The organism is Pirellulales bacterium (assembly GCA_035939775.1).
Lineage (GTDB): Bacteria > Planctomycetota > Planctomycetia > Pirellulales > DATAWG01 > DASZFO01.
The window spans coordinates 1-20,254 of record DASZFO010000309.1; the positions used below are offsets into that span (position 1 = coordinate 1).

12 protein-coding genes are annotated in these 20,254 nt (G+C 61.6%); 8 read left to right on the forward strand and 4 right to left on the reverse strand.

The genetic code is table 11. The annotated features are described in order from the left end of the window. Positions 1-376 precede the first annotated feature (376 nt). The 5 genes from pilM (at position 377) to VGY55_19230 (ending at position 11,651) form a co-directional block, all read left to right on the forward strand. Positions 377-2,539, forward strand: coding sequence for a type IV pilus assembly protein PilM (gene pilM / locus VGY55_19210; GenBank protein HEV2972110.1), 2,163 nt, complete (start codon positions 377-379; stop codon positions 2,537-2,539). Positions 2,540-2,597: 58 nt separating this feature from the next. Continuing rightward, entirely contained in the window at positions 2,598-4,235 is a 1,638-nt protein-coding gene (locus VGY55_19215) for a hypothetical protein (GenBank protein HEV2972111.1), read from the forward strand. Positions 4,236-4,319: 84 nt separating this feature from the next. Further along, a complete protein-coding gene (locus VGY55_19220) occupies positions 4,320-6,554 on the forward strand; it encodes a hypothetical protein (GenBank protein ID HEV2972112.1) in 2,235 nt (744 codons plus the stop codon). Between the two features lie 407 nt (positions 6,555-6,961). Further along, positions 6,962-11,089 carry a hypothetical protein gene (locus VGY55_19225; protein ID HEV2972113.1) on the forward strand — a complete coding sequence of 1,376 codons (4,128 nt, stop codon included), beginning with the start codon at positions 6,962-6,964 and terminating at the stop codon, positions 11,087-11,089. Positions 11,090-11,237: 148 nt separating this feature from the next. Next, the gene (locus tag VGY55_19230; protein ID HEV2972114.1) at positions 11,238-11,651 is read left to right on the forward strand and encodes a DUF423 domain-containing protein; all 414 of its coding nucleotides are present in this window, start codon (positions 11,238-11,240) and stop codon (positions 11,649-11,651) included. A gap of 50 nt (positions 11,652-11,701) precedes the next feature. Here VGY55_19230 and VGY55_19235 read toward each other — a convergent pair whose 3' ends face one another. Beyond that, the gene (locus tag VGY55_19235) at positions 11,702-12,595 is read right to left on the reverse strand and encodes a hypothetical protein (protein ID HEV2972115.1); all 894 of its coding nucleotides are present in this window, start codon (positions 12,593-12,595) and stop codon (positions 11,702-11,704) included. Next, positions 12,592-13,743: a GNAT family N-acetyltransferase gene (locus tag VGY55_19240; protein ID HEV2972116.1), complete on the reverse strand. Its 1,152-nt coding sequence runs from the start codon at positions 13,741-13,743 to the stop codon at positions 12,592-12,594. Before VGY55_19240 ends, VGY55_19235 begins: the two co-directional genes overlap by 4 nt. A 346-nt stretch (positions 13,744-14,089) precedes the next feature. On the opposite strand from VGY55_19240, the gene VGY55_19245 reads away from it, so the two are divergent. Then, positions 14,090-15,214 carry an L-threonylcarbamoyladenylate synthase gene (locus VGY55_19245; protein HEV2972117.1) on the forward strand — a complete coding sequence of 375 codons (1,125 nt, stop codon included), beginning with the start codon at positions 14,090-14,092 and terminating at the stop codon, positions 15,212-15,214. Between the two features lie 19 nt (positions 15,215-15,233). Further along, positions 15,234-15,680: a ribose 5-phosphate isomerase B gene (gene rpiB / locus VGY55_19250; protein HEV2972118.1), complete on the forward strand. Its 447-nt coding sequence runs from the start codon at positions 15,234-15,236 to the stop codon at positions 15,678-15,680. On the opposite strand, the gene VGY55_19255 is transcribed toward rpiB, so the two are convergent. Continuing rightward, on the reverse strand, positions 15,677-16,471 hold the full coding sequence (locus VGY55_19255) for an aldolase/citrate lyase family protein (GenBank protein ID HEV2972119.1): 795 nt from the start codon (positions 16,469-16,471) through the stop codon (positions 15,677-15,679). The two genes, rpiB and VGY55_19255, sit on opposite strands and share 4 nt — an antisense overlap. An 81-nt stretch (positions 16,472-16,552) precedes the next feature. After that, a complete protein-coding gene (locus VGY55_19260) occupies positions 16,553-18,385 on the reverse strand; it encodes a phospho-sugar mutase (protein HEV2972120.1) in 1,833 nt (610 codons plus the stop codon). A 285-nt stretch (positions 18,386-18,670) separates the two neighbouring features. Between VGY55_19260 and glmM the strand changes: the two genes are divergently transcribed. Next, positions 18,671-20,020, forward strand: a complete 1,350-nt coding sequence (gene glmM / locus VGY55_19265; GenBank protein HEV2972121.1) for a phosphoglucosamine mutase — start codon at positions 18,671-18,673, stop codon at positions 20,018-20,020. The last annotated feature ends 234 nt before the right edge of the window (positions 20,021-20,254 follow it).

Here is a 20,254-nt window from a genome sequence, read left to right on the forward strand (position 1 = left end):
AGGTCCAACTCCAATGCTTCGATCTGCTTAGCCATCGCACTGCCCTCAATTGAGAATAACGTTTCGGGGGCACCCCCCTTCTGCAACACTCCTTCCAACAGAGCAGATTTTCCACCAACAATCGAGACGCTCACCCGTCCAAGTCCCAAATCAAATTCGGCGGCAATTGGCATCCTTTCGGTCCACATTTCGATGATAACCGATCGCCTACTTATTTTCATTATCCGTTCGGGTGGAATCTGTTTGACAGCCGGTTTCCCGGCTCGCTAGATTATAGGGAGCAAGGTCGGCGGTCCTGGCTGATTCTTGGTCGACCCGTTCGTGGTTGCCAGGATGCAATGCGCCGACTGCTGGAACCGGGACGAGGACCATTCGCATGGCGAAGAGCAATGCTATTTGGGGTATCGACATTGGGCAGTGCGCGCTGAAAGCCCTGCGCTGTGTGCCGGGGGACGAGCCGGGCAAGATCACCGCCGATGCCTTCGATTTCATCGAGTATCCCAAGATCTTGAGCCAGCCCGAGGCGGACCCGGTCGAGTTGGTGCGCGACGCCATCGCCCAGTTTCTTTCGCGCAACCAAGTGACGGAAGACCGGGTAGCGATCTCCGTGCCCGGCCAATCGGGCCTGGCGCGGTTCATCAAGCTGCCGCCGGTCGATACGAAGAAAATTCCGGACATCGTGCGCTACGAGGCGCGGCAACAAATCCCGTTCGCGCTCGAAGATGTGGTCTTCGATTGGCAGCAGATGGCCGGCGGCACCGAGGAGGATGGTTTTTCGCTGGAGACAGAAGTCGGCTTGTTCGCGATGAAGCGCGAGCAAGTGTTCCGCGCGCTGCGGCCGTTCACCGACGCGAATGTCGAGGTGGACATTATCCAGCTCACGCCGCTGGCGCTTTACAACTTTGTCGTGTTCGACCAAATGCAGGACCTTCCGGCGGTCGAAGATTTCGACGCCAAGGATCCGCCTCCCTCGACGATCGTCGTTTCGCTGGGCACCGATACGACCGACCTGGTGGTGACCAACGGCTACCGCGTCTGGCAACGCAACATCCCCCTTGGCGGGAATCATTTCACGAAGGCCCTGACTAAAGAACTCAAGCTGACGTTCGCCAAAGCGGAGCATCTGAAGCGCAACGCGCTCAAGGCCGAGGACCCCAAGGCGGTGTTCCTTGCGATGCGCCCCGTGTTCAACGACTTGGTGACCGAGGTGCAGCGCTCGATCAGCTTCTTCCAGAGCGTCGATCGCACCGCCAAGATCGGCCGCGTGATTCCGCTGGGCAACGCGATGAAGTTGCGCGGGCTGCAGAAGTACCTGGGCCAAAGCCTGGGATATGAAGTGGTCGAGTTGAAGGAGTATCGCGGTCTCGCGGGAGCGGGAGTCGTCGCCACTCCGGCGTTTAAGGACAATCTCTTGTCGTTCGGGGTTTGTTACGGTCTGGCCCTGCAAGGGCTCAAGCAAGCTCAGCTCGCCACGAATCTCATTCCGCCGGAGATCATCAAGGACCGCTTGATCCGAGCCAAGAAGCCCTGGGCCGTGGCGACCGTCGCGGCGCTCTTGTTGGGTTGCACGGCGGGTTTCTTCGGCGTCTGGCGCTCGTACAATTCGGTCCGCGCGGATCAGGCGATGAAAGAGGCAATGGACAGGGCCGAGTCCGAGACAAAACGAGCCAACGAACTCAAGTCGGGCTACGACGACGCGACGACGCAGTTCAATTCAGTCAAGGAAATTGCGAACCGGCTCAACAGCATCAATGAGCGGCGCTTGCTCTGGCCGGAAGTGCTCAAGGCAATCGGCGACTGCGTTCCCCAGGATCCGCCGGATTTCAAGCTGGTGGCCGACAACCCGCAGAATAAGAAGATCGAAGATCTCTTAGCGGAACTTGCCGTCAAGGTCCATTCGAGCAAGCGAATATACATCGATTCGCTGGAATGCCAACACGAGTCGAATTTGCACGATTGGTTCGCGGGAGTGCAGCCGAAGTGGACGGCACAGCAATCAGAGGTCTCGGCAGCGGTAGAGAAAAGTGCGACTGCGCCGGCCCCGGACAATACCGGACAGAGCCCTAATTCCACGGATGCTACCTCAAGCAGCATCGGACCGAGCGGCGAGGGATGGATTATTGAGATCGTCGGTCACCATTATCACAATCAGTCGTCACCTATCGGCGCTAAATACGTCGTTGAGACGCTAATCAAGAATCTGGAGACCAAAGAAATATCCCTACCCTCGTTCAACGGCAAGCCACCCGGCAAGGTGCTTATTAAGGATCTGGGGATCGGCTATCCGGTCCTTTTGACCGGCGGAAACCCCGAACCAGACGAGATTCCGTTGCCTGGGTATGGCGGCGAAGGCGGGAATCCGCGCCGCGGTAGTGGGGATGAAGGTCAGCCGATTGTCAAAGCTTTCCGGTTTGATTTCACGGTTGATCTTTGCTGGAAGGAAACGCCGTTGAGCGCGCGTCTTGAGACGGCAAAACCACCCACGACGGATAAACCGGCGACCGCCTCTGCCGGTCCCGGGCAACGAAACCCATTGTGAGATCGTTCAGCCGCCAAATCCCCGGCGCAGTCCCGACTCCCTAGCCCATTTCCCTCCCATGGATCAACTCAGATCATTTCTCGACTTCGTCAAGAAGCAGCACTTCTGGATTCTCTGCGGCCTGGCGATCCTTGTCGGAGTGGGGATCTTCCTTGGCGCCAAAAGTAAGCTATTGAAGGTCTACGACGAGCAAAAGTCGAGAATCAAGAGCCTCTCGGACGGCTTGACTCCGCTCACGGGCGGCTCCGCGAATCCTAACCGGAATTGGATCGACCTAGTCAGCGCAAAGACTAAAGAATCTCGCGAGAAAGCCTATGCTGCCTGGGATCAGCATTTTCAGCAGCAGAAGCAAGGAGTCTTTGTTTGGCCGCAGGGTTTGGGACCGGACTTCATCAAGGATTTTGAGGGGGAGCCGGGCAAGATTTCGACCTCGAAAATGGGAGATTATGGCCCGCTGTATCAAACCTATATCATTTCCACGATCTTGCCGGGGATGGCGAAGATTGTTGATGCCAAGTGGGAAGCACTTGAGGAAAGCGCTGCGGAAAGTGGCCGTTCTGGGGTTCGCCAGCGCGGCGCGGCTCCGTTAGCGGAGGGCGCGACCGAGGCCGATCAGCACGACTACAAGGTGATTTGGGACTCGGTCGATCAAACCCACATGAAGGACAACTATTCTTGGTCCGACCCGCCGACCGAGGCACAGGTGCGATGCGCCCAAGAGGAAATGTGGGTTTTGGAAGCGCTCTTCAAGTCGATTCAACGGACAAACTCAGGCGCCAAGGGCTCATTTGACGCCGTCGTTCGGAAGATCGACGCGGTGAAGGTCGCTTATGACGCCACCAATCGCTACCCGCTTGGCGAAGGAGAAGGCCGCATTCAGGTAACTCGCGCGCCAACCGCGCCAGACGCTACTTCCAGCCTGGGCGGACCAGACGCCGGGGCGGCGTCGCCCAATTGGGAGCCGCATCGCCCTTACTCGAAGCAAGGGGGCGCGGATTCCGGCCGCGACTTTTCGTCGCCGCGCAGCGGAGGGAGACCGGGGCGTAGTGGCGGGCGCGGAGGGCGAGACATCGCCCCGCCGCCGATCCAGGAAGCTGCCCCGACAGACGCCGCTGCCGGCCCCGTCGATCCGCTCAACAACGGTCGCTACGTCAACGCCAAGGGACGACCGCTGACTGCGGCTGACTTGCAAAGCCCGGCTCTTCCGCCCGAATACCGATTGATGGCGTTCAAATTGCGACTCGTGGTGGATGAGTCGCAATTACAGCGGGTGGTTGAGGAGTTGGCGAATTCCACCCTGCCGCTCGAGGTTCGCGAGGTGCGAATCAACGTCGCCGCCGACGTCACGGAACCTGGTGCCCAAAGGGGCCGTGGCAGTCGGCAAACGAACTCATTGGCGTCGGCGGCCGGCGGAGCGACGCACAATGCGACTCTGGATATCCGAGGGGTCGCCTACCTAATCAATGCGCCCGATCGGGCCAAGCTGGGGTTGCCCGCGACGGTTGAATCGCCCGCGGGGAGCGTGCCTCCGGCGACCGGCAACTCGACGACGCAAACTCCGCCGGTGACCGCGCCGACCGGTGTAGCGGCCACGACTGGCGCGACCCTGCCTGCTCCCGCCCCAGCCGCGCCGGCACCCGCGGCGGCCGCCCCGCAGACGAATGGAGCCGCTGACTCGACGCCACCGAGCAAGTGAGGCTGCTTGGGGACGACGTTCGTGTGGCGTAGGCCAATCGACATTTTTTTCCGACCGGAACCGGGAAATTGAAGGAGGTGGAAGATGAGGGCCAAGCTGAAATTCGACACTGCGATCATCAAGGACTTCTTCAAGGAGCACGGGGAGAAATTCGTGTTCGCCTTTGGAGTTCTTGTCATGCTCTATTTCGTCTATTTCATCTTCAAACAGGAGACCCTGCCTGCGGATCTTCAAGCGTCGGCACTGAAGTCCAAGAGTGATCAGGCCCAAATAAACGTTGATGGCTCGCAGCCTCCGGGCGAAGTCAGCGGCCTGAAGCCGATCGAGGTTCCTGGTAAAGTTACGGCAATTCAGCCGGAAGGATACGACTCTCCGCCGTTCGTCCGGCCCGTGGGAGTCTTTGACGACGAGAAAAAGCGGACCGATCCGAATCTTTTGCCGGTGATCGGGCTGCAAGCGACCGGCGGGCGCGGCGCGATCGCATTGGTGGGCAGTGGTCCCGGCGGCGGTGGAATCGGCGCTGGCGCGGCCATGGCCCCCGCGGTCCCGGCGACACGGGGTCCGGCAGTGGAACCGCCGCGCCCATTGGCACGAGAGCCTGCGCCCGGTGCCGGTGGTCTTCTTGGCGGCCGGACAACCCCAGCAGGGCGACAGCCGGCAACGAGAGGTGGCGCGACCCCACCGCCTGCGGTGCGCGGCGGGGCGGCGGCTCCCGGCTCCGTCCCAGGCGCGGCGGCAGCGGCCGACGAACCGGTAAACAAGCCGATTCCGCCAGGATTTGAGTTGCCCGGCTTTCCGGGCAACGGCAACGCGGAGGCTCGCTATTTCGTGATCGTCACGGGCGCGATCCCGATCGAGCAGCAGGAGAAGGAATACGCGATGCGCTTCGCCCACGCTCAGCACGCGACGGAAGATCCGAACAAAGGTGGCCGCGGTGGTCCGGCGGGCCGCGATTCCGCGGCGGATCACGACACGCCGCGCTACGTCTGGTGGGTACTCGAGCGAACCGATTTGACCAACAAAGGTGATCCGACGGTCATCGGGTTTGGCCAGTTGGAGCAAATCAAGGCGGACATCAAGAATGGTGCGGATGGAAATCTGGCGAAGAAAGCCTGCAAAGGCGCGGCGGACTACAACAAAATTCTGGAAGGATACCTGGCATGGCAGGGAAGCGGCGGCGAGGTGGTTCCGGAGGATTACAAGAGCGATCTCTGGCTCACCTGGCCCTTGCCGCCAATTTTGCTCCGCGACTGGGGCCGTGAGGCCACCAATCCGAAAATCCCGCTGGTCGCGGCACAACCACAAGACGACGCGGCGCCCGCTGCGGCGGTTCCCGACGCGACTCCTGCTGCCAAGCCCGCGGACGACCTGTTCGGCAAGGATTCCGGCGCCGCGCTGGCAGCGGGCGGCCAAGCCCCATCGCAGCCCATGCAAAACCGCATCGATCCTTACGCGCGTCGCGGCGCGGTAGGCCGCGATCCTTATTCCCGTGGTGGCGTTCCCGATCGCTCCGGCAGAGGCGGCAATCCGCGCTGGATTGCCCCCGCGAACGGCCGCGATATGGCCGCGAATCCCGCGAACGCCGCGGTGGCGGTTCCCTATAAACTGTTCCGCTTCGTCGATTTCGACGTCGAACCGGGGCACTCATATCAATATCGCGTTCAGCTTGTGCTGCAGAATCCGAACTTCGGAATGCCTCCTGAAGTGCTCATGAAGCCCGAACCCAAGCCCGAGCCGTACCGTGCGACGGACTGGAGCGAACCCTCTCTCCCGGCGACGGTGCCGCTCGATGCAAAGGTCGTCGGCGAGGGGGTCGATCGTCCAAGGCGCGGCGACGTCAAGGGAAAGACCGGCATCTTGGTCTGGGACACGAAGGACGCGGTCGAGTTGCTCGCTAAGGTCGATCTGGATTTGGGCGCGGTGGCCAATTTCATGAAGAAAAAGGTGGACGACGTCGTCGATCCGACAGCGCAGAATCGGCACGATTTCGTTGCCGATTTCAAGGCCGACGCGGCACTGATCGACACGCGCGGCGGGGACGAAAAGGCCGCGGAGAGCGGCGAGCCGGCAGAGTTGCTGTTTCTCGTCGCCGGCAAGGATGGCAAGCCCGACCAATTGGTCGTCGTCACTCCGGCGTCCGACAAACATACCATCGCGGATTGGGAAAAGACGCACAAAGTGCCGGCGGATTTGGACGCCGCCGCCGAAGCGACGGCGCCCGCTGCCGGAAGTCGGGGTCGTTCCGCTCCGTCGAACCTCCTGAATCCCGGGCCCGGCCGAACCCCTGCCACCACAGCCACGCCGCGGGGCGGCCGATAGTGGCTGAGAGTCGTGGCCCGGAAGTTGCCGTGCCATTTTTGCCGTCCTGACTTGCTCACACCCTGCGTCTTGTAGCAGCTTGACGGATTGGCGAGCGATGGGGCGGAGCGTTTTTGAGAAATTCGCTCAATTCCCGGCAAGTGGTCTTGACCAGTCGAAGCCTTGCCGGTATCTATCCCACCCTCTTCTGCCAGTTCCCGACGGAACTCAGGGACGATTGTCGTGTTTGGCTTCGCGGACGGACCGCCGTCGAGCGAAGCGGTGACGAACGGATGTCGTGGCCGCCATTCTCATCTGGCCGCGCCATCGGATTCGCGCCGCGGCGCTTTGCAAAGCCAACGGACCGATTCCGTCGGGGCAAGAATCCAATCCGCGGGAACGCTGCGCTTCTCAAAAGGAGAACCGGGTTGAATACCTCGTCATCACGGCTCGTCGGCACGTTGACCCTCATCCTGGGCCTCGCGCCCGCAATTGCCAGGGCCATGCCTCAAGCGGGCTCGGTGCAAGTCTGGATTTTCGCCGCGGCCGTCGGCGATGACGGCCAATCCGATCTCGCGCAGGCCGATGATCTGCTCCGCCAGGCCCGCAAAGCGATGGCCGAGGGGCATCTGCAATTGGCCGACTCGTGCGTCTCTCGGGCCGAAGCGCTCAACCCGAAATATAGCATTTTCCACATCGGCGACACCCCTACCAAATGCCGACAGGATTTGAACAAGCGGCTCGGGATCCGGACTGCGCCCGGCGATCATTCGCCCGCTAGCGCCGCCGCGCCAACTGACAAGTCGTCCGAAAATACGCCCAAGGATCCCTTTCTGACTCGTCACGACGCCGATTCCTCGGCCGAGACCACTTCGGCGGCCGGCACGAACGATCGCGTCCCGATGCGTTTGCCTCCGGTCGATTCTCTCGCTACCACCCCAGCGCCTTGGAACTCGCAAACTGCGGGCAACTATCCCTCGACCGGTGCCCCGCCGCTGAGGCTCGCTCCCCATGCGGCTGCGCCCACGACTCCGAAGGCTCAAAGCGACACACTCTTGCTCGGTGCCCGCAAGGCGCTGGCGGTTGGCGACGTGCAGCGCGCCATCTCGCTGACTGAGCAAGCCAAACGGCTGCAAGTCAACTACGGGGCGACGGACGACAGCCCGGCTCGAGTTGAAACGCTGGTGCGCAAGTGCTCCGATCTCGCCTCGCCGAGCAATCGCGTCGATTCCGACGCTTACCGTCATCAATACGCCGGCCTGTTGATGGAAGAATCCGAAGGGCTGCTGCGCTGGCGCGAGTTCGACGAAGCCGAGCGACTCGCGATGGAGGCCAAGAAATTGCCGGTCCAATACAACCCGATCGAAACCCGCCCCGATTCCTTGCTCGAGCGGATCGCCAGCGATCGTCGTCAAGGAGGGCCATCGAGAGGCCCAGACGAAAGCCGCCTTGACGTAGCAACCGTCGGCGCCGCGGCGAGCAATTCGCTCGTCGGCAGGGCCGGCCCATCGACTGCAAACAAACGGCAAGCCCAGGATATGACTCGACAGGCCCGCGCGGCCTTGGCGCAGGGTGACGTCGCCCGAGCCGAGCAACTTGCCCGCCAGGCGGATGGCCTCGCCCCGGACACAGCGTTTTCAGGACAGGAAGATCGCCCCTCGCTGCTATTGCTCGATATTCAGCGCGCTCGACTGCATGGGGATTCGAGCGTCACAACCGCCGGAGGTGAATTCGCTGTCGACGCGGCCGGCCGGCATTACGCCAACCAGTCGATTTACGACCCAAACAACGATCCGACCCACGTTGTCACCGCCGGCACCGAAGAGCCAATCGTGCGGCCGCTGCCGTTGCCGCCGACAAGTGGAGACGTGCGGGATCCGGCGGCAGTCGATTCCTCGGGCGACAGCGCTCCGCCGGCCGTACAAGCGTTTCGACAGGGCGAGAAGGCGCTGGCCGATGGCAATCGCGATGAAGCCCTGCGGCTCTTCCGCCAGGCTTACGCCAACCCGGAGCAACTTGATCCAGGCACTCGCCAACGGCTCCAGGATCATCTGCAAATGATGAGCCCCGCGCAGCCGCCGCGCGGCTCGGGAGACGGTCTGCTCGATGCGGCCGCCGCTCGGCAGCAGTTGCTCGTTCGCCAAGTCTCCGCCGATGTTTCGCGGCTGCAAGAGACCGCGCGCAAGATGCAGGCCAAGGAGCCGAAAAAGGCCCTGGAGGTCTTGCAAAAGGCCCGAGCGATGGTCGAGGCGACGGCCGATCTGGACTCGCAGGCCCGGCAGCAGCTTCTCCGTCGGGTGGACGAAAGCATTCGCGACATGCAGCAATACATCCAAGCGAATCTTGCTCAGATCGAGCTGGATGAAAAGAACCGCGCGGTACACGAGGAAGTCGATCAGCACCGCAAGATGAAGCTCGAGATCAGCGAGAAGCTCGCCGGCATGGTCGATGACTACAACAAGCTCGTCGAAGAGCGCCGTTATCCCGAGGCGGAGATCGTCGCCAAGCGGGCCGCCGAAATGGATCCCGACAACCCGGTCGTGATCCAAATGGTCACCGTGAGCAAGGCCTTGCGCCGGCAGGCGACCGATCTTTCAATCAAGGATGAGAAAGAAGAAGCGGTCGTCAAGGCCTTTGAAGACGTCGATCGAGCGGGAGTGCCCTTTAACGATGATATCCGCTTCATAAACAAGCCCGACTGGGAACGCCTCACCAAGACGCGCATGCAGTTGGCCGATGACAAACAGCGCCGCAGCGCCGGCGATTTGGAAATCGAGCAGAAGCTGACCACCCCCGTATCGCTCAAGTTCCATCAGGCGGCGTTGGGCGAGGTCCTCGCCTATCTGCAAAAGGTCACTCAGGTCAATATGCACATCGATCAGCAGGGGTTGCAGGCGGAGGGCGTGACCACGGATCAGCCAATATCGATCGATTTGACGCGCGACATCCAGCTTAAAAGCGCCTTGGCGTTGATCCTTGAGCCGCTCCACTTGAGCTACGTCATCAAGAACGAGGTGCTCGATATCACCAGCGAGGACAAGCGTCACGGCCAGGTGATTACCAAGAGTTATCCAGTGGCCGACCTGGTGATCCCGATTCCGAATTTCGGCCCGAACGGCCGCGAAGGGATCAACGGAGCGCTGTGGGAAGCGTACAATCGCCTAGGTTGGGGCGAAGGAAATAACGGCGCTTTCGCCGGGGCGCCCCCGGTAATGGCGGTGGCCAGCGACACCGGCGCGAAGACGAACGCGATGCTCAATCCGGCCGTGGCCGCGCAAATGCGCACGCTCGGCATCCCCGGCACCGGGCAAATCCAGACCGGTCAACCGCAGCCGAACCAATTCGGCCCCGGCGGACTCAAGGGAGGCAACCAGGCCGATTTCGATTCGCTGATCGAGCTGATTACCTCGACTATCTCCCCAACGAGCTGGACCGACTCCGGCGGCACGGGTTCGATTGCTCCCTTCGAGACGAACCTCACGCTCGTCGTCAGCCAAACCCAGGAGGTCCACGAGCAGATTGCCGACCTGTTGCAGCAATTGCGCCGCCTGCAAGATTTGCAGGTGACGATCGAAGTGCGATTCATCACGCTCAGCGACAACTTCTTCGAGCAAATCGGCGTGAACTTCAACTTCAATATTCCGAGTTCGACCAGCGGCGTCAGCTCGATCGGCAGCAAGCACATCCCCAGCCAGGTCGTCGGTTACGGCGACACGGCGGGCAATCCCACGGCGCCGCAGGCGATCGGGTTCGGGCAGAATCCGGCTCTCCCGATTCAATTCAACAACGGAAGCACATTCCCGGTCGCTCCGCCGGATCTCGCGTCGTTCTCGAACACTACGCCGGGAACGTTCGGGTTTGCGATCCTAAGCGACATCGAGGCCTTCTTCCTTGTCCAGGCTTTGCAGGGCGATGATCGAACGAACGTTTTGCAGGCGCCCAAAGTCACGCTGTTCAATGGCCAGCAGGCGTTTGTTTCCGACACCTCGCAACGGCCGTTCGTGACGAGCGTGATCCCCGTCGTCGGCGATTTCGCGGCGGCTCAGCAGCCGGTGATCACGGTGCTGTCCGAGGGAACGTCGCTTACCGTTCAGGCAGTGGTCTCGCCCGATCGGCGGTTCGTCCGCTTGACGGTCGTGCCATTCTTCAGCCAGATCGGAGACGTTCAAGAATTTACATTCACCGGGTCGAAGACGACCACCACCAACAGCGCCAACTCGACCGGCGGCACGGACAACACCACGAGCAACTCGGCGGGATCGACCGTGACCACCGAAGGTACGACGGTCCAATTGCCGACGTTCAATTTCGTCTCGGTGACGACGACCGTCAGCGTGCCGGACGGCGGCACCGTTCTTTTAGGCGGCATCAAGCGGTTGACCGAGGGGCGGAGCGAACGCGGGGTTCCCGTGCTCAGCAAAATTCCCTATCTCAGTCGGCTCTTCAAGAATGTCGGGATTGACCGGCGGACGCAGAGCCTGATGATGATGGTCACGCCGCGGATCATCATCCAAGAAGAGGAAGAGCAGAAGCTCCTCGGCGGGACGCCTCCGTAGTCGCCGGCTTGTTCTCAGACGAGCCCCTGTATAACCTATCGATGCGTTGCCGCCGCGGCTGTCTTCCCCAGCCGACGGCGGCTTTGCTTTGGCCAGCGGTTCGGCGAGAATAGCGTTGGGATCGGCAGTCGCGAGCAAGGAGCATATCGTGGGAACTCGCGGTTGGTTCGTAGTTGGCGCGCTGATGGCGGGATTGGCCGTTGCCGTGAGCGCCTATGGAGCGCATGGAATCAAGCCGAAGGTGGACAAGGGACAGATCGATGCTCAACGGCTTGAGGATTTCGAGATCGCGGCGCGCAATCACATGATTCATGCAATCGCTCTGGTGCTGGCGGGACTTGTGGGGCGAGTCGGGAATTCGACTTGGTCAATCCATGTCGCCGGCGCGGCATTTCTCTTGGGAATTCTATTGTTTTGTGGTGGATTGTATGGCTACGCGCTGTCCGACAACCGGGACTATCTCAGCGCCGCGCCGGCCGGCGGGATTTCGTTCATGGTCGGCTGGGCAGCGCTGGCGGTCGCCGGTTGGAAATCGTTCGCGGCGCGTCAAGTGTCGTCATAACGCCCCGCGTGATGGGCACTCCTCTCGCGGAACGAGAGGAACCGGCCGGGTCAGCGGCGCACCGCATCGCGCAACAGCCACCAGGCAATTCTCGGGTTGCGCTTCATTTGAGCGAGACAGTAAGGGAGATACGCCGCGCCGTAGGGCACATACGTGCGCACGGCGACGCCCAATTCCCGTGCCAGCTCAATCTGTCGGCGCGAGGGGAGCCCGTAGAGCAATTCCAGTGTCGTCGGAGTCTCGGCCATCAAGAGAATCTCGATTGCCCGCCGCGCCGTGGTTAGATCGTGGCTGGCGACCGCAACGCGCCGGGCCCGCCCGGCCAGGCGGCGGACCACTTCGAGATAGCCGGCTCGCGGATCGAGATCGGGCGCAGCCGGATCGGGCCACTGTCCCTTGACGACGCGGACCGCCAACCCCCGGTCGATGGCCCATTCGGCGTCGGCGGGGCTGCGCCGCCATCGACCCGGAAGCGTGCAACCAAAGTGATCGCCGTTCGGCAAAACGTCGGCGAGCGCGGCCCAGGTTCGATCCACCGTTTCCGGTCCCAGCGCGTCGAAATGCAATCCCACGCCGACTTCGGTCGCCCGGTCTGCCAGGTTGGCGAGCATCTCGCGCGAATAATCGAGCGACGGCAGTTTGATTGAGATATAATCGCCGAATTGCGCCGCGGCGAGCCCTGCGATCCCATCTTGGTACGCCGCAAACACGGTGTTCGGATGGTCTCCCGGCGAATCCCAGAACCCGACCGTCGCCGACAGTCCTCGCTCGGCCAAACCGCGAACGACGGCCATCGCGTCGTCGAGCTTGTCGCCGGCAATATACGAGCGGGCCGCGATTCGCGCCAAAGCATGCAGCGGCCCCTTCGCCCGGCCACCAATCCACCGCGCAAATTCACGGACTCGATGCCGCTGACCGATCGCCGAGTAGCCAGAACCGTTCATGCGTCGTGCTCGGAGGGTTGGGTGGGCCGTTTCGCTCGCTTTCCCCACATCCGCCGGGCGCAAACTTCGAACGACTCAGCCAATAGCCCGAGCGCCCCGCGATGGTTAAATGGGTAGTACCGGAGCGAAACACATTGGCGCTCCTGATCTGTCCAGACCCGCGTCCACGGTTCGACCGTGCCCAGGAATTCGAGCGAAGTCAGTCCCTTTGCGGTGGCAAATCGCAAGCTCTCGGCCAGCAACAGATTTCCTGGCGAGCAATTGGCAAACGCCGGATCGAAACCGATTTTCAGGAGCCAAAGGGCGCCGTTATGTTCAGCGGCAATCTGCATTGCAGCGCATGCCTCACCGATCCGCAACAGGCCGATTCGCAGAATTCCGGTTTGGCTCGACCAGCGGGCGAACTCGCGAATGAACGTCCCGCGAATGGCGTCGCAGGCTAGCGCCGTTCCGGCAGCTCCTTTCCACGAGCGGGCCTCGACCGCAAATGCGAGGTCGAGCAGCTTGTCGATGTCATCGGGTCCAGGAACAAGAATCTCGGCCCGCACGTTCCCGATTTGTTCCGCGCGGCGAAAAGCGCGGCGATAATCCGAGCGGCGCCGCGAGCTGAGGTGACTTTCCGGCACGCCCCAAGTGCTATCGATTGGAATGAAAGGGCAACTCGCTTGCGGACGGACGACGACCAAGCCATGTCCGCGGGCCGCAAGCCTGAACAATTCGATCGTCGGCGATTCGGCCGGCATTCGGCCCAGCAATATGGGGCGGCCCAACCGAATCGCTCGCCGCACGACCGCGGCCAGCGAGTCGCGGTCGGCACAAGCGAAATCCGCCGGTTCGTTGAGCAGGCCCATTCCCACGATCTCCATCCGGTCGGCGAGCCAACTTCGGCAGCGAGCGAGCTGGGCGACCGCAGAGACCGCTCCGTCTCGCTCCGCCACCACCAGCGCCGGCCGCTGCCGGCCCTTCACGGACGCCGCAGCCGCCATCGCCCAGCCGTAAGTCTCCATCGGACTAGGCAAAAGTCCCCCGAGCGCTTCCCATTCCGATTGCAGTGCAGCGAGTCGCGAGCTTTCGTCAACGATTCGAGTTGAGATCCCGCCTGGCGGCGCGACCCAACTGGGCAAATCAAGAACGTCGGTTGACGTCATTGCTGAAGATCCGAAGATGCGGCGAAACTGATCCAGGGCGGTTGGGCAGTTCAATCTTACGTCACGCCGAACGAGCCGCCGGATGGTCTTTGCCGATTTCGCAGGCAGTGATAACCGGTCAAGAAAAAAATGAAGGGCCCTGTTGATCGACCCGCTGCTTGCCGGGAGCTTTTGCGGCCGGTATAGTGAAACGTCGCGCCCCGAGGGTGGCGCTGTCTTTATGCGCTTGATCGGACTGTTTGTGCCGCCGAGAAAAAAATCTGCATATCTCTCGACGGCGGTGTCGGCCATAACGATGCGTCATCCGGCCGAAAGTGTTTAACTTGTCCGGCGTTAGGTTCGAAGAATGCCTCCCACTGTCCTTGATATCCGCAATGCCGACGACGTGCGCGATGTCGTGCATCGGGCAGTTCAGGCCCTGGCCGAGGGAAAACTGGTGGCGTTTCCGACGGAAACCGTCTACGCCGTTGCGGCCAGCGCTCTCGACCCCGCCGCGACCGCCAGGCTGCTTGCGGCGAAGCGGCGCAAGGCCGGCCAGCAACCACTGACTCTCGCCGTGAAGAGCGCCGACGACGCCCTCGATTATGTGCCCCGTATGGGCGAGCTGGCCCAGCGTCTAGCGCGGCGTTGCTGGCCGGGACCGATCACGCTGGTCTGCCACGACGATCATCCAGAAAGCGCGCTCACGCAGCTTCCTCCGCCGGTGCGCGAGGCCGTTGTGCCGTCCGGAACAGTCGGGCTGCGCGTTCCTGGCCATCCCGTCTTTCTCGACGTGATGCGGATGCTTTCTGGGCCGATCGTGGTCTCCAGCGCAAACCGATCCGCCGCGGCGGATTCGCAGACAGCGGCTGACGTGGTGCGGGCGCTCGGAGACGACGTGCAGTTGGTGCTAGACGATGGGCAGAGCCGGTTCGGCGTGCCTTCGACCGTCGTCAAGGTCAATGGCAAAGAGATGGAGCTGTTGCGGGTCGGAGTTGTTTCGGAGCAGACGCTGCGGCGCTTGGCGAGCCTAGTGATTCTGTTCGTTTGCACGGGGAACACATGCCGCAGCCCGATGGCCGAAACGATCGCTCGCAAGCTGATCGCCGATAGGCTCGGCTGCCGCGTCGATCAATTGGAAGATCGGGGCGTGATCGTGCAATCGGCTGGGCTGTCGGCGATGTCCGGTGGTGGCGCGGCAACCGAAGCGATTGAAGCCCTTTCCGCGATGGGTCTGGATTTGGCCGCGCATGAAAGTCAGCCATTGACGGGCCAAATGGTCCGCTATGCCGATAAGGTTCTAACGATGACCCGGTCACATCGCCAGACGATCGTTTCGCAATGGCCGGACGCGGCCTCGCGGACCGAATTGCTCGCCGTCGATCAGACCGATATAGCTGATCCAATCGGCGGCCCTCCCGACGTATATCGGCGTTGCGCCGTGCAATTGCGGACGGAATTAGAAGCTCGCGTGGCCAAGCTGGATTTGTGACGCAGAAACGTGGTGCAAAATGCGAGTCGCCGTCGGCAGCGATCATCGTGGATTTGGCGTCAAGGCCAAGTTGGTCGAACTCGTCGTCAAGCTAGGGCACGAGGTCGAGGACGTTGGAAGTTACAGCGCCGATAGCGTCGACTATCCCGACGTCGCGGCAATCGTCGGTGAGAAAATCAGCGCGGGCCAGGTTGACCGGGGGATTCTGATCTGCGGCACGGGGATTGGCATGTGCATCGCCGCCAACAAGTTTTCCGGGGTGCGCGCGGCGCCCTGTCACGACGATCTGACGGCCGAACTGAGTCGCCGTCATAACGATCTCAATGTGCTCTGCCTATCGGCCGACATGCTCGGCGAAAAACTGATCGATCGGATGGTCGAAATCTGGCTCAACACGCCGTTCGAAGCGGGGCGCCACGCCCGGCGAATCGAGAAAATCGCCAATTTGGAAAAACCTGGCGGCTAGTAGCGCGCTAAGTCCTTGGCGACCGCCAGACCCAAAGCCTGAATTGTTTGTTGGGCCTTTTCGGTCATCATCCGCAGTTCGCTTGCCACGGCGATGAACTGCATCCCCTGAGCGGCGCGCTGCAAGGCCGCCTCCGGGCTCATCACGTGCATGCCCGTAGGAGTACCCGTCTTCTTTCCGGCGGCCACGACACGCTCGAGCATCCTTTCAAAAGCGGCATCGTCGGCTTCGCCGCCGTCCGGCGTGCGCATGTTGGCCCGCAAATCGACCGGGCCGACGAAGATCGCATCGACGCCCGGCAGCCCATAGATCGCCTCGGCATTGTCAACGCCGGTGGGGCTCTCCGTTTGCAGCACGACGAGAATCTCGTCGTTCGCTCGCCGGTGATATTCCCCCAAGCTTGCGCCGAAATTGAGCGAGTGCATCCCTCCGCCAACGCTCCGATTGCCGACCGGCGGATACTTGGCGGCGGCAATCGCTCGGCGGGCCTGCTCCACCGTGTCGACCATCGGCACGACGATCCCCCAGGCTCCCGCATCCAACACGCGTTTGATGAGCACGTGGCTTCCTTCAGGAACGCGAGCGAGCGGCACGCAACCGGAATCGCTGATCGCGGCGAAGATCGTCGCCGCCTGCGACCAATCGATGGCTTGATGCTCGATATCGAGCGTCAGCCAATCGAATCCCATTCGGGCCAACACGCGGGTCGCGAATAAATCCCCCAACGATAGCCAGGTGCCAAACGACGGCCGACCCTCACGAAGCTTTGCCTTGACGGGATTACTTTTCATATAAAGTAGGGTACGCCGTGCGCGCCGAATCTCCGATTGATTATGGCTTGTTTTGTCTTGAATGGGCACACTTTGCGCGCCCTACAATTTGGGTTTCGCCAGCGCGGCAAACGCTGCTTGCAACTGCTTCAGACGGTCGCCAACTTGCGATTTTGTCTCCTCGAGATCGGCGATTATTTCCGGCGGCTCGAAGGCGAACAGATACAGCTTGATCTTCGGCTCAGTGCCCGAGGGGCGAATAGCGACGCAATTCCCCTCAGTTTCGAGATCGAGAATTACCATGTCCCCTTTGGGCCCGACAAGCGGCTGCGCCGGTCCGCCCGGCGCGCGCGACGTGAGTGATTGATAATCGCGCGATTGAACCACGCGTGTTCCGGCAAGCCAGGCGGGCGGATCGCGTCGGATTCGAGCCATCACGGCTTGCATATCTTTCATTCCTTGTGAGCCTGGCATGGCGAACGAAACTTGTTGCTCAGCATGATAGCCGAACTGCCAATAGAGTGCATCGAGCTTTGTATGCAGCGTTTGCCCGCGCTGCTTTACGCTCGCCGCCAGCTCAGCTAAGAGCATCGCAGCGACGGCGGCATCCTTGTCGCGAACATGATCACCGACGATATAGCCGTGCGATTCCTCGCAGCCAAGAACGAATCGCTCCGTCCCCACCTCGTCCATCGTCTGGGCGATCCATTTACATCCGACCTGCAAATTGCCGAGCGTCCGCACTCCGTAAGAGTCCGCGATCCGGCGGATCATCTCGGTCGTGACCAACGTTTTGACGACATAATGCTCCGGCGACAGCTTGCCCCCGCGCTGGCGAGCCTCCAGCAGATAATCCGCCAGCAGCGCGGCGATTTGATTGCCGGTGAAGGTCGCCCAGGGACTTCCGGGCGCTGTCGTCCGCGGGGCAGCGCAGCCGAGCCGATCCGAATCGGGATCGCTCGCCAAAATCAAATCCGCGCCGATCTCCTTTCCGCGCGCGATGATGGAATCGAAAACGGCTGGATTCTCGGGGTTGGCGACGTGCCCCGGCACGTTCGGAAAGTCGCCGTCCGGCGTCGAATGGGGGCCGAACACCTCGATATCGGTGAATCCATCGGCCTCGAGCGCCGGCACCACCGCCGAGCAGCCGACACCGTGCAGCGGTGAATACAGAATCTTCAGCGTTCGCGGACCGGGGAGCGATTGCTTATGAACGGCGCGAATGAATGCGCCGTCCACCTCCCGCTGGCAATACTCGATCTTTCCCGCGGCCAGCGCCTCGGCAAATGGCAGGCGGTGAATCTCGCCGCAGTTCATCACGCGATCGATGATCCCCGCATCGTGGGGCGGAAGGACCTGACCGCCATTGGACCAATAGACCTTCACCGCATTGTCGCTGGGGGGATTGTGGCTGGCGGTGACCATGATGCCGCAGGCGCAGTGCTTATATCGAACGGTGAAGGAGAGTTCCGGCGTGCTGCGATATCCGTCGAGAAACCAGACCTTCAAACCCGCGGCAGCCATGATCTCGCTGCACAACTCGGCGAAATGGCGCGATTGATGCCGAGTGTCGTATGCGATCGCGCAGGACAGATTCGCGTCGTTCGGGAATTGTGAATGAATGTAGTCGGCCAGTCCCTGAGCGCTCTCGCCGATCGTTCGATCGTTGATTGCGTTGGAGCCGATCGGGTACATCTTCCCGCGCCGACCACCCGTGCCGAAGGGGATGACCGTCCAGAACACGTCGTCGAGTTGCTTCCATAGTCCGGCCGCAATTTGCCGAGCGACTTCGGGGGCGTATTCGGCGTAACGCGACTCGGTAAGCCACTCGCGCATCGACCGAGCGGCGTCCGTAGTGACCTTTCCCGCCGCCGCAGCCGCGTCTAGATCGCGGAGGGCGACGTCGAGATCGAACGACATTGTCGACGAAGACATGGCTTTGGCGCTTTCTGAGACCGCGCAAACGAGAATCACCCACGGCCAATTGTGCCGTAAGTTCCTGACGGCGGAAAGGGGGTCGGCGCCCCTTGCCAGCCCTCCCTAAGAATCGTCAATCGACTTATACTACATCGTGCAGCCATGATCTTGCTGACCTCAAGAGTCCGAACCTAGTAGACTTCGGTTCGCTAGCGAACCGGCTAACGATTGACCATCGCTCTTCAACGTCCATCGCCGGATTTTCGTCGTTCGAACTCCGAGGTCCGAACTCCAACTTCTGCCTTGCCAAGCCAACCGATCATCAGCGTCTCGGGCCTGCGCGGCATTGTGGGCGAGAGTCTCACGCCGGAAATTGCGATCCGTTACGCGTGTGCGTTTGCCGCCGGTTTGCCCGCCGGACCGATCGTCATCACGCGCGACGGCCGGACGACCGGGCCGATGCTGGCCGCCTGCTTGACCGGAGGGCTGACCGCGATTGGCCGGAACGTCGTTAACGGCGGCGTTGCGGCTACCCCGACGGCAGGAGTGCTCGTTCGCAGCGTTGAAGCCGCCGGGGGCATTCAGATCTCTGCCAGTCACAATCCGCCCGAGTACAACGGATTCAAGCTATTCTCGGCCGAAGGGCGCGTCATTCCGAGTGACGCAGGAGTGCGCGTGATCGAGCGCTATCGCCACTCGCCGCCGGCATGGGTACAGCATCAAGATGTAGGACAATTTGGCCCATGCAGCGGCTCGATCGAACCGCATTGGTCGCTGTTGAGCAAGATCGTCGATATCGACCGCATCAAGCAACGGCAATTCAAAGTTCTCCTCGATTCCAATCATGGGGCCGGCAGCGCCGTGGCACGAATCATGTTCGAGCGACTCGGATGTCGAGCGACGATCGTCGGCGATACTCCCGACGGCCGATTCGAGCATGTGCCCGAGCCCACGGCCGAGAACCTCAAAGGCATTCTGCCACTTGTCAAGCAAACCGGGGCCGACATCGGTTTTTGCCAGGACCCTGACGCCGATCGGTTGGCCGTTATCGATGAAACGGGGCGCTATCTCGGCGAGGAATACACGTTGGCGATGTGCGTCGATCACGTGCTGCGGAGCCAGAAAGGCCCGATCGTGACGAATTGCTCGACGAGTCGGATGTCGGCGGATTTAGCGGCAAAGTACGGGGTGCCGTTCTATCGCAGCGCGGTTGGCGAGGCCAACGTGGTCGATCTGATGCTCCGGCACTCGGCCATTCTCGGCGGCGAGGGGAACGGCGGCGTTATCGATCCGCGTGTCGGTCTGGTGCGAGACAGCTTCGTTGGAATGGCGCTCTTACTCGATTCGATGGCGGCCCGGCAGCTCCCGATTAGTCAACTGGCAGACGAGCTTCCTCATTACGAAATTCGCAAGGACAAAATCGTCCTTCCGCCAGAAGGATTGTCGGCCGCGCTCGATGCGATCGAAAGCCATTTTACCGAAGCTCGCGCCGATCGGCTGGACGGCCTGCGGCTCGATTGGCCCGATGCGTGGCTTATGGTCCGCCCGAGCAATACGGAGTCGATCGTGCGAGTTTTCGCCGAAGCGCCGACCGCCGATCGGTCCGAGCGACTTTGCGCAGAGGCCGCGAAGGTGGTCGCTCGCCACGCATGAACTAAAAAGAAATCGCGTCGCGGCCCCGATCGTCTCAGAATGATATTTCTCGCGTCGCGATTTGACGCCGAGCCCAGATAGAGTAAGGTTTCCTTGGTCAAGCTGCTGCCTCTTGTTTGGGCAACACAACTTCGATGGCACACGCGGCCCTGCTCATCTCGTCCCGCGTGAAGCAATAACGTCCCTGTTTCATCAAGTTGTCTTTCGTGGCGTCTTATGCTGCGCGTGGGTTTC